12 protein-coding genes are annotated in these 14297 nt (G+C 71.9%); 5 read left to right on the forward strand and 7 right to left on the reverse strand.

Annotation, left to right across the window (positions count from 1 at the left end; translation table 11 throughout):
• Positions 1–6: 6 nt before the first annotated feature.
• Entirely contained in the window at positions 7–588 is a 582-nt protein-coding gene (locus ACFZDE_RS23790) for a hypothetical protein (RefSeq protein ID WP_391202687.1), read from the forward strand.
• On the opposite strand, the gene ACFZDE_RS23795 is transcribed toward ACFZDE_RS23790, so the two are convergent.
• Together ACFZDE_RS23795 and ACFZDE_RS23800 are read right to left on the reverse strand one after the other, a co-directional pair.
• Complete coding sequence (locus ACFZDE_RS23795) at positions 541–3012, reverse strand: BTAD domain-containing putative transcriptional regulator (RefSeq protein WP_391202690.1); 2472 nt, start codon at positions 3010–3012, stop codon at positions 541–543. The two genes, ACFZDE_RS23790 and ACFZDE_RS23795, sit on opposite strands and share 48 nt — an antisense overlap.
• Positions 3013–3201: 189 nt before the next feature.
• The gene (locus ACFZDE_RS23800; RefSeq protein ID WP_391202693.1) at positions 3202–4803 is read right to left on the reverse strand and encodes an aminotransferase class III-fold pyridoxal phosphate-dependent enzyme; all 1602 of its coding nucleotides are present in this window, start codon (positions 4801–4803) and stop codon (positions 3202–3204) included.
• Between the two features lie 189 nt (positions 4804–4992).
• Here ACFZDE_RS23800 and ACFZDE_RS23805 point away from each other — a divergent pair, with 189 nt between their 5' ends.
• Positions 4993–5538 (forward strand): flavin reductase, encoded by a 546-nt coding sequence (locus ACFZDE_RS23805; protein WP_390994397.1) that lies wholly within the window; start codon positions 4993–4995, stop codon positions 5536–5538.
• A gap of 111 nt (positions 5539–5649) precedes the next feature.
• On the opposite strand, the gene ACFZDE_RS23810 is transcribed toward ACFZDE_RS23805, so the two are convergent.
• The 5 genes from ACFZDE_RS23810 to ACFZDE_RS23830 form a co-directional block, all read right to left on the reverse strand.
• Positions 5650–6825, reverse strand: coding sequence for an acyl-CoA dehydrogenase family protein (locus ACFZDE_RS23810; RefSeq protein ID WP_391202696.1), 1176 nt, complete (start codon positions 6823–6825; stop codon positions 5650–5652).
• Between the two features lie 85 nt (positions 6826–6910).
• On the reverse strand, positions 6911–7348 hold the full coding sequence (locus ACFZDE_RS23815) for a nuclear transport factor 2 family protein (protein ID WP_391202699.1): 438 nt from the start codon (positions 7346–7348) through the stop codon (positions 6911–6913).
• A 47-nt stretch (positions 7349–7395) separates the two neighbouring features.
• The gene (locus ACFZDE_RS23820; RefSeq protein ID WP_391202702.1) at positions 7396–8820 is read right to left on the reverse strand and encodes an FAD-dependent oxidoreductase; all 1425 of its coding nucleotides are present in this window, start codon (positions 8818–8820) and stop codon (positions 7396–7398) included.
• A 109-nt stretch (positions 8821–8929) separates the two neighbouring features.
• The gene (locus ACFZDE_RS23825; RefSeq protein ID WP_390994388.1) at positions 8930–9310 is read right to left on the reverse strand and encodes a nuclear transport factor 2 family protein; all 381 of its coding nucleotides are present in this window, start codon (positions 9308–9310) and stop codon (positions 8930–8932) included.
• A gap of 320 nt (positions 9311–9630) precedes the next feature.
• Complete coding sequence (locus ACFZDE_RS23830) at positions 9631–10218, reverse strand: maleylpyruvate isomerase N-terminal domain-containing protein (protein WP_391202705.1); 588 nt, start codon at positions 10216–10218, stop codon at positions 9631–9633.
• 246 nt (positions 10219–10464) lie between these two features.
• Between ACFZDE_RS23830 and ACFZDE_RS23835 the strand changes: the two genes are divergently transcribed.
• The 3 genes from ACFZDE_RS23835 to ACFZDE_RS23845 all read left to right on the forward strand — a co-directional run bounded on the left by ACFZDE_RS23835 (position 10465) and on the right by ACFZDE_RS23845 (position 14244).
• On the forward strand, positions 10465–11640 hold the full coding sequence (locus ACFZDE_RS23835) for an acyl-CoA dehydrogenase family protein (protein WP_391202708.1): 1176 nt from the start codon (positions 10465–10467) through the stop codon (positions 11638–11640).
• 87 nt (positions 11641–11727) lie between these two features.
• Entirely contained in the window at positions 11728–12615 is an 888-nt protein-coding gene (locus ACFZDE_RS23840; RefSeq protein WP_391202711.1) for an NAD(P)-binding domain-containing protein, read from the forward strand.
• Between the two features lie 204 nt (positions 12616–12819).
• Entirely contained in the window at positions 12820–14244 is a 1425-nt protein-coding gene (locus ACFZDE_RS23845) for an FAD-dependent oxidoreductase (protein ID WP_391202714.1), read from the forward strand.
• Positions 14245–14297 lie beyond the last annotated feature (53 nt).

The following is a 14297-nucleotide window of genomic DNA, read 5'->3' on the forward strand; positions in this document are numbered from 1 at the left end:
GTCCCCATGGACATCGCATCCTCGCCGACCCGTCGTCCCGCGCACGCCTCACCTCGCCCCGGGCGGGCATCCGCCGCCGAGATGGACACCCCGCTGGCCGTCTTCGTCGGCGACCGCTTCGCGGCGGCCCTGCACGAAGGACTGAGCCGGGCCGGGCGCCCCCGGCAGCCCGGCCCGGCGCGGCCGGGTGACGCCGAACCCCTCGCCCGCCCGCCCGGGCACACGACGGCAGGGCAGGACACCCCGCTCGCCGAGCACGCGGCCGAGATACTGGCCCGCTTCGGCGCGGGGCTCCGATCCGTGCCGGGCGTCACCGCGGCGGACCGGGCCCGGATGGCCACCTGGGCGCGGCGCTTGCTCGGCGAGGCCGGGTCCGCCGGACCGGCGCGGACGACCAAGGCAGCCCCCTGGGCGGCCCTGGCCGGATCACTGCTGATCGAGTCGGCCGCGGACGTCCTCCCCGACGATTCCGTGGACGGCACGCGGGCCCTGGGCGCCCTCGCCCGTGCCATACGGCTCAGCGGCACGGGCGGGACGCGCTCAGGCGACCTCGGACTCCCGGACCGGCGGAAGCAGGGACTCCAGTAGCCGGTCCAGGGCGTCGCCCGTCTCCGGGCTGAGGCTGAGGGTCACCGTGCGCGGGTGCGCGGTGGCCCAGCCCGGCCGCCGGTCCGGCAGCCGGGAGTCCGCGCCGACGACGGTGAGCAAGGGCACGCCCGCGTGGGTCTGCGTGAGCCGCTCCACCATGTCCAGCAGCGTGTCGTCGGCGTGCTGGAGGTCGTCCCAGATCAGCACCAGCGGCTGCTCGCGCGCCGCCCGCGCCAGGAACGCCGCCCAGGCCCGGAGCATCTCGCCGGGTTGTTCCCGCTCGTGCGCCGAGCGCTGGGGCGACAGCAGCCGGGCCAGGGGCGCGTACAGATCCGCAGCGCCGCCCGCGTCGCCGCCGAGACGGTCGATCGTGGCCCGCAGCCGCGCCGCCGTGTGGGGTTCGGAGCAGGCCGGGTCGATACCGCAGTAGGCGGCGAGGATCTCCGCCGGCACCGACAGGGCGGAGCCGGTGTACGGCGCCGGAACCGTCCCGGCCAGTACCCGCACCGGACCGCCGTGGCTCTCCTCGACCCGCCGCTGAAACTCCATCAGCAGGCGCGTCCGGGCCCGTCCGGACCCTTCGATGAGGGTGATCAGATGCGCCGTCGAGCGCTGCCGGGTGTACGACAGCGTGTGGTGCATCAGCTCCAGCTCGCTGCCGTGGACGACGGCGCCCGCCGGGCCCCACGCCAGGTCCGTGACGTCGTCGTGCAGGGCGTGCAGCTCCCACGGGGCGAGAGCCGACGCACAGGCACGCCGGAACGTCGCCGCCCGCTCGACCTGCCGGTGCGTCTCCTCGCAGACGTGGATCTCCCCGGCCTGCACATGGGCCAGCATCGTCCGGCAGGTGTCGACGAGCCTGCCCCCGCTCCAGGACGACGGCGGGTCGTCCGAGGCCCGGGGCGGCAGCAGGGCCTCCCCGGACGCCACGGCCGCGTGCACGGTGAGGCCGCGTACGGCGGCCTGCGGCGGTGCGAGCGTGCCGGTGGGGACGCTGAGGCTGTCGCGTACGGCGGCCGCGGTGCGGACGGCACGCTCGGCGCGGTCGGCCGCGTCGGCCCCGTCGGCGAACACGGAGAGCACCGTCGAACCGAGCACGGCCGTGACCCGGCCGCCGTGGAGCTCGGTCTTCTCGCGGGCGATCTGGGTCAGCGCGTCGACCACCCGGTCCCGGTCCTCGGCCAGCACCCGGCCCAGCTCCGCCCCGAGCCCGAAACGGAACATGACCACGCTGGCGGTACGGGACGCGTGCCGGGTGGGAGAAGGGGCCCCCGCGGTGGTCGAGCAAGCGGCGGGGATGAGGGTCGGCCCGTCGTGAGCGGGCGGATCCGTGCACGCGGCCCGCATCGCGGTGGCGGCGGCGGTGACTGTGGCGTCCGGGGTGGTGGGTACGCCCGGCTGCCCGGGCGGGTTCGACGTGGCTGGCGTGGCCGCCGGGCCGGGGAGCGTGCCCGGGCCGGACGAGGTGTCCGGGCCCGTGGGTGTGCCCGAGCCCGAGCCCGAGCCCGTGGTCGGGCCCGAGCCGGACGATGTTTCCAGGCCCGTGGATGTGCCCGAGCGCGTGGTCGGGCCCGAGCCGGGGCGCGCGGCCGGGCCCGCGGGAGCCGGGGCGGCGTCCACCGGCTCCCTGTCACCCACCGCGCGAGGCACCTCCAGCGTCGGATCCTGGGTGAGGATCGCCTGCTGGAGCCGGTGCAGTTCGCGCCCCGGCTCCAGACCAAGACCCTCCACGAGCGCGGTGCGCACCCGGCCGAAGACCGCCAGGGCCTCGGCCTGCCGTCCGCACCGGTACAGGGCCACCATGAGCTGCCCGGAGGCGCGTTCCCGCAGGGGCTCGGCGGCCACCAGGCTCTCCAGGTCGGGCAGGACCAGCTGGTGCCGGCCGCAGGCGAGGGCGGCCTCGAAGTGGTCCTCCATGACATCGAGCCGGCGGTTCTGCAGCGCCGTCAGCTCCGGCCAGCAGATGCCCTCCTCCACCAGGTCGGACAGGACCGGCCCGCGCCACAACGCCAGCGCCTCACCCAGCGAGCGCCGGGCCTGTTCCACCTCGCCCGCCGCCAGGGCGGCCCGGCCGGTGACCACCCGCTGCTCGTAGTCGAGCAGATCGACGCGCTGCTGGGGCACCCGCAGCAGATAGCCGGGCGCGCGGGTCAGCAGCTCGGGACCCTGCTCGCCGCGCGGTGGCCGGGACAGGACGCCGCGCAGCTTCCACACGGCGTTCTGAAGGATCTTGCGCGCCGTCATGGGCGCCTCGTCGTCGGCCCACAGGGCCGCCAGCAACTGGCTGGTGGACACCACCTTGTTCGCGTGCAGCAGGAGGTACGCCAGTACGGCGCGCTGCCGGTGCCCGCCCAGGTCCACCAGGCTGCCCGGTGGTCCGGACGCCGGCTCGACCTCGAGTGGCCCCAGTAAGCGGAACTGCATGAACTCCCCCGTTTCGCTTGCTCCGGCGTACTGCGTCACCCGGGACCGGCGCGTCGTACGACGACTCGCCGACGCGGTCCGCTTCCCGTGGTGCCTCCGGTCGGGCGGGCCGGCCCGGTCAAGGCCGGCACCCGGCCGGAATGCCCTGGTGGTCCGCCGGTGGGGGGAGGCGGCGGACCCAGGGGTGGATCAACGGCCTGCGGCGGTGAGCTCGTCGCCGGCCTGCTTGCGCAACAGTGTGCACACGTCGTGCAGGCCGGCGTACAGCTGACCCAGTTCGGCGTCTGTGACATAAATCGAGGGTTCGAACCGCAACGTTCCGACCGCGCTGGCCGTCGGGAACGTCCGCACCCGGTGCCGGCGCAGCAGATGACCCGCCAGGAAGTAGCCGAACAGCCCGCTCTGCGCGATCTGCCGCAGCTCCGGCGAGGACGCCTCGGACTGGTCGTGGAACTCCAGGCCCTGCATCAGCCCGTGCCCGCGTACGTCCGCCACCACGTCGGGGAACTCCGCCCGCAGCGCGTCGAGTTTCGCGCGCAGCGCCAGACCGCGTTCCTCGGCCTGCCGGTAGGCGGCCCCGCCGTCCCGCTCCAGCAGTTCCAGGACCTTCAGGGCGATGTGGCAGGAGAAGCTGTCCTTGGCGAAGGTCGAGCTGTGCACGATCTCGAAGTCCCGGCGGTAGCGCTTCTCGCGCACCAGCATCACGGACGCCTTCGCGATGCCGCCGCCGAGCGTCTTGGCCAGGGTGTAGTAGTCACCGCGCAGGCCGGTCCGGGAGCTGGCCAGCAGGGTGCCGGTACGGCCCATTCCGCTCTGGATCTCGTCCACGACGACGGGGCAGTCGATCCGGGCGCAGAACTCCTGTATCTCCCGGGCGAACGTGCGGGACAGCACACGGATGCCGCCCTCTCCCTGGATCGGCTCGACCAGGAAGGCGCAGAACACGGGGAACTCGTGCTCCGTCACCGTGATTCTGCCGCCCTCGGTGCTCAGTCCGAGCAGGGTCCGGCGTTCACGCGCGTAGAGCGCGTTCAGGTCCTCGGGGCTGTCGTGCGGGACGAACCGCGCCTGTGCGCCGAGGGACTTGAAGGGCAGCCGGTAGCCCTCGTTGTGCGTCAGCTGCACACTGCCGGCGAGCTTGCCGTGGAAGCCGCCCTCCAGAGCGAGGAACAGCGGCGGGGCCGCGGCGACCTCGTCGTTGTGGCGCTTGACCGCCGCCGCCAGCAAGCGGAGGGCATCGTTGTCGTCGGCGGCGAGGGCCACCCCGAGGCGGGCGGCCGCCTCCCCGTGCACCGTGGCGGATCCGTCGGCCACCGCCGCGCGCGCCCGCGCGAGTCCGGCGTCGACCGCGCCGAGCAGTTCGGACACGCGGATGCCCCGGTCCAGTTCGGCGTGTTTCACGGCGGCTTCCACCGCTTCCGCGCCACTGTTGCCGAAGATGGCGTAATAAGGCTCGTCGTCGGAGAGTTCACGCGCGATGATGCGGTTCAGCTCGGCGGCCAGCCGGTTGGCGTACGGGTGGCGCGAGAACTGGGCGTGGACCGGTGTATGTTCGGCGAGCAGTTCACGGGCGTACGCGGTGATCTCGGGGTGGTGATGGCCGAGCAGCACCGAGCCGTAACCGCCGGCGAAGTCCACGACCGGGAACTCGGTGCCGTCGTCGTCCCGTACGTACAGCGTGTTCCGCTCGGCCCGCACGTACTCCACCGCCAGTCCCGCGGTGTCGAGTACCTGGCGCAGATAGGGCTCGGCGAGTTCGCGTTCCGCGGCTGCGGCGGAGGTCTCAGTCATGTCCTCAGGGTCTGATGGCCGGGTAAACATCCGGTCATTGAAAGGTCATCGGTGACGGTCGGTCACCGGAGGCCCCCCGGTTACCCGGGCATGAAGGATCCGCGAGACGCCGCGACTACGTTGATGGCGCCGGCTGCCCCTTCTCGTGCGGACGGCACTGACGTGTCCCGTGACCCATCGGAGAGTGGCATGAATTCCGCGTCCGCCGAACTCGAACACGCTGCCGTGCGTTCCGGGCACGAGCCGGTACGCCCGGACCGGCTACGCGGGGTGATGTCCCGCTTCGCCACCGGCGTCACGGTCCTCACCGTGGGCGGGGAGCATCTGCACGCCATGACGGCGAACGCCTTCAGCTCGGTCTCCCTGGACCCCCCGTCGGTGCTGTGCAGCGTGGGCCACAGCGCGGTCATGCACGACGCGCTCACCGGGGCCGGGCGCTTCGCCGTGAACATACTCGGCGCCCACCAGGAGCCGCTGGCCCGGCACTTCGCCGACAAGCGCCGCACGCTGGGCGCCGCCCAGTTCGAACGCGTCGACTGGCGGGCCGGCGAGCACACGGGGGCGCCGCTGCTCGACGACTCCGTGGCGTGGCTGGAGTGCGAGCTGACCGAGTCGCACGCGTTCGGCGACCACACCATCTTCATCGGCACCGTCCTGGCGGCGGGCGAGGGCGGGACCGGGGACGAACTGCTCTTCGTCAACGGCCGCTTCGGGAAACCGGCCACCGGTTCCTGACGGCCGTTCATGACAGAGGGCAGGGCGGCACCACCCACCGGTGGTGCCGCCCTGCCCTCTGTCACGAACGGCCGTGTGACACGGCCTCCCGCCGTCGCGGGAGGCCGGCCGTCACAGGAAGTACGTGCCCGGATCCATGCCGACCAGGACCCGCCCCTGGACCTCCAGGTTGGCGTCCCGCTGAACCAGGGCGTGCAGCGCGAAGCCCTGGATGTCGCGGTGGAAGCGCTGCAGGGCGACCTCGCGCCGGATGACCGAGCCGCCGCTCGCGTGGTAGAGGATCTCCACCGCCTCCTTGGCCAGCTGCGCCGCGTACGCCGTCCGGCCGCGGATCACGGCCTTCTGCTCGTCGGTGGGCTGCTCGCCCGCGTCGGCGCTGGTCTGCAGGACCTCCAGCCACAGCTCCGCCAGGGCCTCGGCGGCGTCGATCTTGTTGGCGGCCGTGGCGACCTGGATCTGCGTGAGCGGGTGCAGCTTCTGGTCGGTCCAGTCCGTGTACGTGATCCCCCGGCCGGGCAGCCGCTCGAGGAACAGCTCGTACGCCCCGCGCGCGATGCCGGTGAAGGCGGCGGCGACGCCCGACAGGACGTAGCCGAGCAGACCGTAGTTGCGGCCGGTGGCGCCGGTGTTCTCGCGGTCACCGGTCGCGCTGACCATGGCCTCCTCCAGGGAGACCACGCGGTGGGCGGGCACGAACACGTCCTCGGCGGTGGTGGTGCAGCTGCCGGTGGCGGCTCCCGCGCTGACGTGCCAGTCGTCGGTGACCTCCAGCTCGGAGACCGGGACCAGCGCGACGAGTTCCTCGTGGGCCCCGTCGGGGCGCTCCACCATCGCGGCGAGCAGGTCCCAGCCGGCGCCCCGGACACCGGAGTTGTAGCGCCAGGTGCCGTCGAGGCGGTAGCCGCCCTCGACCGGGGTGAGGGTGCCGGTCGGGGCGAAGACGATGGACACCCGGGCGTCGCCGCCCTCGAACACCTCCTTCTGCGCCCGGTCGGGGTAGAGGGAGGCGCACCAGGTGCTGGTGAGCCAGACCATGGTCAGCCAGCCGGTGGAGGGGCAGCCGCGCGCCACCTCGGCGATGACCTTGAACTGGTCGGCCACGCCGAGATCGAGTCCGCCGTGGGTGCGGGGCACCGCGGCGCGGAACACCCCGGCCTTCTCCAGCAGGTGGATGTTCTCCTCGGGGATCCAGCTCCGTTCCTCCGCGTCCGCGCCGTTCGCGCGCAGCGTGGGGACGGCCTCGCGTACGGCGTCCAGTACGGACGCCAGTTCCTTGTCGTCGGTCACGGTCTCTCCGTCTTTCGTCGGGCCATCTGGGGGTCTTCCGGCATGGCGGAGCCCCCCTGGCGCACCAGGGGGGCTCCCTCTCGCGCTAGTCGGCGACGAGGCCGGTCGCGGCGACCGGGCGGTCGATGGCCATCAGCCAGCGGCCGTCATCGGTCTTGCGGAGCACATCGGTGCACACGCCCTCAAGCCGGACCGGCTCACCGTCCGGGCCGGTGGTGTCGATGGAGTACTCGACACCGATCAGCGCCACGTCACCGGCCACGTAGGAGTGGGTGACGCTCGCCTTGAGGGTCGGCTTCGAGGCCAGGAACTCCTTGAAGAAGGCCAGCCGGTCGGCGCCGGTCAGGGGCTCGCCGGAGAAGTTCGAGACGGAGTCCTCCAGGTAGAGGCGGTTGAACAGCTCGCCGTCGCCCGAGTTGAAGACCTGGATGAAGATCTCGTTCTGGATGTCGGTGTCGGCGGTGAGGTCCGGGCGCTCCGGGTCGAAGGGGACGGTGAAGGACGTGGCTGACGTGGCTGACATGGGGATGCGGTTCCCTTCCGGGGGGTGGGTGGGTGATGCCTCGGTGGTCATTCCTCGCCCGCTGCCTGCCGGGCGGCACGCAGACCGGACTCGATGGCGCCGTCGATGTAGCCGCTCCAGCCGTTGGCTATGTCGCCACTGGCGAAGGAGAGCCGCCCGCTGGTGAAGGTGACCTCCGGGTAGAGCGTGGTGAGCTGCTTCGGCTTGCGGAACGCCCAGCCGCCGCGCGCGTAGGGGTCGCGGCCCCAGTCGTGCGCCTTGACGCCGATGACGTCCAGGTTCACGCCGAGCTGCTGCACGGCCTTCTTCACCTGGGCCGTATTGCTCGGATCGAGCTTGGGGTCGGTGCTGAAGGCGACGTAGAGCATGCCTTGGGACGTCTCCTTGAACGGCAGCAGCATGGGGATCTGCGCGCCGCCCTCGGCGCCCTGGCCGTAGACCCGGCCCGCTCCCTTGCGGGCGTGGATCCACAGCTTGACCGCGTTGTGCACGGCGATGCCCTGGCTGGTGGCGGTGGTGAGCGCCGCGGGCAGGGACGGGCTGAACTTGACCGTGCTCAGGGCGTTGACCGGCATCGCGACGACGACCGCGGAGGCGCTGTAGCGGGTGCCGGAGGTGGTGGTGACGAACACCTGGGAGCCGGTGTCGTTCACCGAGGCGACCGGCGAGCTGAGCTTGATCGTCGGCTTGGCCTCGTTGATCATCGCCTGGAGCAGGGCCTTGGTGCCCTTGGCGATGCGCCAGCGCATGGTGTCGTTCCAGCCCGCGTTGGTGTGCCCGGCCAGGGCCCACCAGTGCGCGAACATCGTGAAGGCGCCGGCCGTGCTCGATCCGCCCGCGTAGACCGCCGTCTGCCCGTTGACGAGGAGTTCCTCCTCGGGGGTGAGGGCGAGCTGGGTCAGGCGGTCGCGCAGCGTCAGCTTGTCCAGGCTCTGCAGCAGGTCGGCCCGGTGCAGGGGCTGGAACGGCTTCTCGAAGTACGTCCGGGTGCCGTCGAACATGCGCTCGAAGACGGCGCCCATCCGGCCGAAGCCGTCCTCGGGCGTGAACTGCCGCGGTCCGGCCGGCGTCGGCAGCCAGGTCGTCGAGATCGGCTCGTCCTCCTCCAGCGCCAGCTTGTAGCGCGTGAGTTCGGCGCCCAGGTAGGGCTGGGTCGGCTCGACCCAGGTCCCGCCGCGCTCGATCAGCTGACCGCCGTAGGTGTCCGTCCAGGTGCGGCCGCCGATGCGGTCGCGGGCCTCCAGGACGAGCACCCGCTTGCCACGGGCGCGCAGTTCGCGGGCCGCGGTGATCCCGGCGAACCCCGCGCCGATGACGATGGCGTCCCAGTCCGCCGCGGCGCCGCGGGTGGCGGCCGAGGCGGCCGGGGCGAGCGGGGTCAGGGCGGGTATCGCGACGGCGGCCGCCCCGGCCGCCTTGAGCAGGGTGCGGCGCGTCGGCCGCCGCCCGCCGATGGGTCCGGTGTTGTGCATGGTGCTGTGTGTCCCCCGTGTACTCGGTGCGGGCCCGCCGTGCGGAACCGGCATCTCACTCATGAGCCAAGGTGTTTTCGGTTCTGCCTTCCTGCGGCGCTCGCGCCGGTCAGCTCGCCTGGCCGTACGGGTCGTCGATGGCGTAGCGCCACACCCCGTCCTCGCCCCGGGTCAGCACGTCCACCCCGACACCGGCCAGGTGGTCGGTGGTGCCGTCGGCGCCGGGGAGGTCGATCGTCCAGTCGACGATCATCAGCGCGGTCTCGCCGGTCACGAACACCTGCCGGGGCTTGGCCGCCATACGCGGCCCGGCCTCAAGGAATTCCCGCTGGTACTTACGGCGTTCGTCACCGCTGAGCGGCTTGCCCGGCTCCCAGACGGCGACGGCGTCGGCGGTGTAGAACTTCTCGACCGTCTCGTGGTCGCCGGCGTTGACCGCCTCGACGTAGCGGGCGGTGTGGTTTTCCAGTTCCGCGACGATCTCGGACATGGCGGAAATCGACCTGCCTTCTTGGCTGGAGAAACGTTTGAGGGGAACGTTCAGGGAAAGGAACGTCCACGCGGCTGCTGCACGGGCCGTGCGGGTCCCCGTGCATTTCCGTGGCCGACACTATTCGGGCGGGTTCAACGTTCCAGCCACGCTGCGGTAATGCCGTGGTCTCCCGAGGGCGGCGCGCGACATGACAGTGCCGCCGGGCGACGGTGTACGAGTCGCCCGGCGGCACGTGATCCGGTGCAGCGGGGAGGAGTGGCAGGGGCTCGGGGGCCCGGCGCTCCGGGGCCCGCGGAGCTCTCGGGCCCGCGGAGCTCTCAGGCCTGGCGCACCCGGCCGTCCCAGTGCCAGGCGCCGCGGCGCGGCAGCCCGGGCAGCGAGGCGCGCCCGGTGCACCACAGCAGTGTCTCGGCGGGGGAGTGACCGGTGGGCGCGTCGGGGAAGAGCCGCTCGACCACGGGCGCCGCCAGGACGTCCGACGGGGTGTACTCCACGCCCACCGCCTGCGCGATGTCCCGCCCGTGGACGACGAGTTCGAGCACGCCCATCGCGGCGAAGCCGGCCGCGTCGGAGTGGCCGTAGGGGTGCCAGGCGCGGACCTCCGGCGGGGTGTCGCGGACGGTGCCGGCGAGCAGCGTGCCCGCGATCCGGATGCCCTCCAGGGCGGCGGGGACCGGGGCGTGGCCGTCGATCGAGGAGAACAGGGTGATGTAGCGGTCGGTGGGGCGGGCGATGAGCAGGCCCGCGTACCCCACCACTCCGAGCGCGATGTGCGAAAGGGTCTCCCGACAGCTCCAGTCCAGGTCACCCGCCTTTCCGCGCCAGTCCTGATCGGCTCCCTTTTCCAGTGCCGAGGTCGTGTCCTCGGCCGCGGTCTTCACGAGTTCGGGCCATGAAAGAGTCATGCTGGGATGGTCCCACACAGGCCTTTGCGGGCACCGCCCGATCATTTCCGGGTCAGTGCCCGGTAATTGCTTGGTAATTGTGCGTCAGATCACTACCGGTTTCCGGAGGTACGGCACTGATGACCAGGCGATGAGTGTGCTCTTACTCATTTCTCCGAGCCCTTCGTTAAGGTTTTGAACTGCCGGGGAGCGTATGGGTTCTCACGCCTCTCGACCGGCAGTAGGAATCACAATCGAGGAGCCGGAATGGCCACGAACGACGACCTGGCAGCCGTACTGGAAGCCGTGGACAGCATCGTCCCGACCCTGCGCGAGAACGGCCGCGCCGCCGAGGACCGCGGCTGGCTGCTCGACGAGAGCATCGAACTCCTGGAGAAGGCCGGAGTGTTCCGCATGGCGGTGCCGCGCCGGTTCGGCGGGCTCGACCTGCCGCTCGCCGACCAGGCCCGCGTCATCACCGAGATCGGCCGCGGCTGCCCCGCCGCCGCCTGGGTGACGATGGTCTGGGTGACGAGCACCTGGACGGCGACCCTCTACCCCGACCGGGCCCAGGAGGAGGTCTTCGCCTCCGGCTCCGTCAAGATCTCCAGCGCCTTCGCGCCGACCGGCGTCGCCGTCCCCACCGAGGGCGGCTACCTCCTCAACGGCACCTGGAAGTTCAACACCGGCTGCAAGGGCGCCGACTGGGACTTCACCGCCGCGATGGTGCGCAACCCGGACGGCACCGAGGGCGAGATCATGGCCCTCGTCCCGATGTCCGACCTCAAGGTCGTCGACGACTGGGACGTCTCGGCCGGCGCCGCCACCGGCAGTGCCACCGCGGTCGCCGAGGACGTCTTCGTACCGGCCCACCACGCCGTGTCCTTCGAGGAGGTCATGGTCAGCGCGACCGGCGACCGCTCCAACACCGGCGCCACCGGCCGCAACTACGGACTGCTCAGCTTCGTCATGGCCGAGTGCGCCGCCGTGTTCATCGGCATCGCCCGCGGCGCCTACGAGCTGTTCCTCGACCGCCTGCCCGGCCGCGGCATCACCTACACCGACTGGACCGACCAGAAGCTGCACCCGCTCACGCAGATCCAGGTCGCCACCGCCGCCAACAAGATCGACGCCGCCGAGGCCCTGTCGACCCGCTGGCTCACCCTCCTCCAGGAGCGCGCCGACGCCGGCGAGCAGCCCACCGACCAGGAGAAGGCCATCGTGCGCGGCCAGACCGGCTTCGCCGCCCAACTGGCCAAGGAGGCCGTGGAGATCCTCTACAACGCCAGCGGCGGCTCCGTCATCCGGCGCGATGTCCACCTGCAGCGTTTCCACCGCGACATCCAGGGCTTCTCGCTGCACGCCCTCGCCAACGCCGACGTCAACCTCGAACTCCAGGGCCGCGTCCTGGTCGGCCTGGAGCCCGGCACCGTCTTCCTCTGAGTCGACGCCCGGACACCCCTTTTCCACCGGCGCACCCCCGTGCGCCGTTTGCTCAGCACACCACTTTCGTACTGGAGGAACTGATTCATGGGTGACAACCACACCTCGGTGTCGGTGCTCGGCCTCGGCCTGATGGGGCAGGCCCTGGCCGCCGCCTTCCTGAAGGCGGGCCACGCCACCACCGTGTGGAACCGTTCCACGGACAAGGCCGACGGCCTCGTCAAGGACGGCGCGGTCCTCGCCGCGACCCCCGCCGACGCCGTCGCCGCGAGCGACCTCGTGATCGTCTGCGTGTCGACGTACGACGTGGTGCACGACGTCATCGGCTCGCTCGGCGACGCCCTGCGCGGCAAGACCGTCGTCAACCTGACCACGGGCTCCTCCGAGCAGGCCCGGCAGACCGCCGAGTGGGCGGCGAAGAACGGCGCCGAGTACCTCGACGGCGCCATCATGATCACCCCGCCCGGCATCGGCGCCGAGACCTCCGTCCTGTTCTACGCGGGCGACCAGGCCGTCTTCGACGCCCACGAGCCCGTGCTCAAGCTCCTCGGCGGCGGCACCACCTACCTCGGCACCGACCACGGCAAGCCCGCCCTGTTCGACGTGTCGCTGCTCGGCCTGATGTGGGGCGCCCTCAACAGCTTCCTGCACGGCGTGGCCATCGTGGAGACCGGCGGTGTCAAGGCGCAGGAGTTCCTGCCGTGGGCCCACATGTGGCTCGACGCCATCAAGATGTTCACCGCCGACTACGCCGCGCAGATCGACGCCGGCGACGAGAAGTTCCCGGCGAACGACGCCACGCTGGAGACGCACCTGGGCGCGCTCAAGCACCTCGTGGAGGAGTCCGAGGCGCTCGGCGTCGACACCGAGCTGCCCAAGTACTCCGAGGCGCTGATGGAGGGCATCATCGCCCAGGGCCACGCCAAGAACAGCTACGCCAGTGTCGTGAAGGCGTACCGCCGCCCGAACCAGTGAGCACCGGGCCCGGTATTCGCTTCACCCCCTGACGAAGGGGCCGGTTCCGAATCCCCCGTCGGAACCGGCCCCTTCCCCATGCCCGAAACACCGGCGTCCCGGAATCGGACGCGCACCTCTTCCTTCTGTTTCCCTTCGTTTCCGTCCGTCGATTCCGTGCGCTTTCCGTCCCGCAATTCCCGCTCTTCGCGAAAGGTGTGTTCCATGACCGAGAACGGCGACAGCACGACCCCCCGCGCCCACGGACGCGTCACCAGAAGAACCGTCCTCAAGGCGGCCGGCGCCACCGCGCTGGCGGCCGGTGCCGTCACCGCGACGGCGTCCTCCGCCACCGCGGCGGACGGCAAGCCCTACGACGCCATCGTCGTCGGCGCCGGATACGCGGGCGGCACCGTCGCCCGTGAGCTGGGCGCCCGGGGCATGAGGGTCCTGGTGCTGGAGGCCCGCGGCCGGATCGGCGGCCGCATCGAACCCGGCACCCTGGCCGGCCAGCACATCGAACTGGGCGGCGGCTGGTTCGGCCCCGGCCAGGACCTCGTGGCCCGCGAACTGAAGCGCTACTCGCTGACCACCACCGAGGACGTCCACGCCACCCGCATGGTCATGCCCGGACCGAACGGCTACGCCAGCCACTCCCCGCAGGAGGCCGGCGCCCGCCTCAACAGCCTCTTCGCCGACTTCTACGCCGGCTCCGAGCAGTACTTCGAGCGGCCGTACGAGCCGCTCCACCGCAAGGACCTGCTGGCGTCCGTGGACCGCCTCTCGCTCGCCGACCGCATCGCACAGCTCCAGCTCAGGGGCGTCGACCACGACTGGGTGAGCGGCGCCACCTCGGTGTTCGCCGGCGGCAACCGCACCGGTTCCCTCACCGGCCTCGCGCAGTGGTACCAGCTCGCCGGCGGCACGTACGACAAGTTCCTGTCGGTGATGAGCGAGCTGCCGCAGGGCGGCATGATCTCCATCCTGGAACGGATGCTGCGCGAGTCCGGCGCGACCGTCAGCCTCAACTCGCCGGTCACGGCGATCCGCGAGCGCGGCGGCCTCACCCACGTCGAGGTCCGTGGCGGCCGGGTCTACCAGGCGCCGGTGGTCGTGCTCGCCACGCCCGTCAACCTGTGGCCCACGATCACCTTCGAGCCGGGCCTGCCCAAGGTGTACGCCGACGCCGCCCGCGAGGGCCTCGGCGTCCCGCACGCCACCAAGCTGTGGCTGCGCGTGCGGGGCACCTCCGAGGCGGTGTCCGCGCAGGCCCCGGAGGGCGCGCCCATCCTGCTGCTGATCCCGCAGAAGCAGCTGCCCGACGGACGCGTCTTCGTCGCCTTCACCGGTCCCGCCCTCGACGTGTCCGACCCGCAGGCGGTACGCGCCGCCGTCCGCGGACTGGTGCCGGAGGCCAGGGTCGTGGAGTACCGGGCGAAGGAGTGGCACAAGGACCCGTACGCGCGTGGCGGCTGGGGCCTGCGCCGGCCGGGCCAGCTCCTGCGTCAGCTGCCGGACATCCAGCAGCCGTTCGGCCGCATCGTCTTCGCCGGCGGTGACATAGCGAGCGGCTGGAACGGAGCCTTCGTCGAGGGCGCCCTGGAGTCCGGCTTCCGAGCCGCCGAACAGGCCGCCACCCTCGCGGGCTGACCGACGGCAGCGCCATGACCGGGCGGTGAAGAACGGGGAGTGCGGTCCCCGCC

Source organism: Streptomyces sp. NPDC007929 (assembly GCF_042959065.1).
GTDB lineage: Bacteria > Actinomycetota > Actinomycetes > Streptomycetales > Streptomycetaceae > Streptomyces.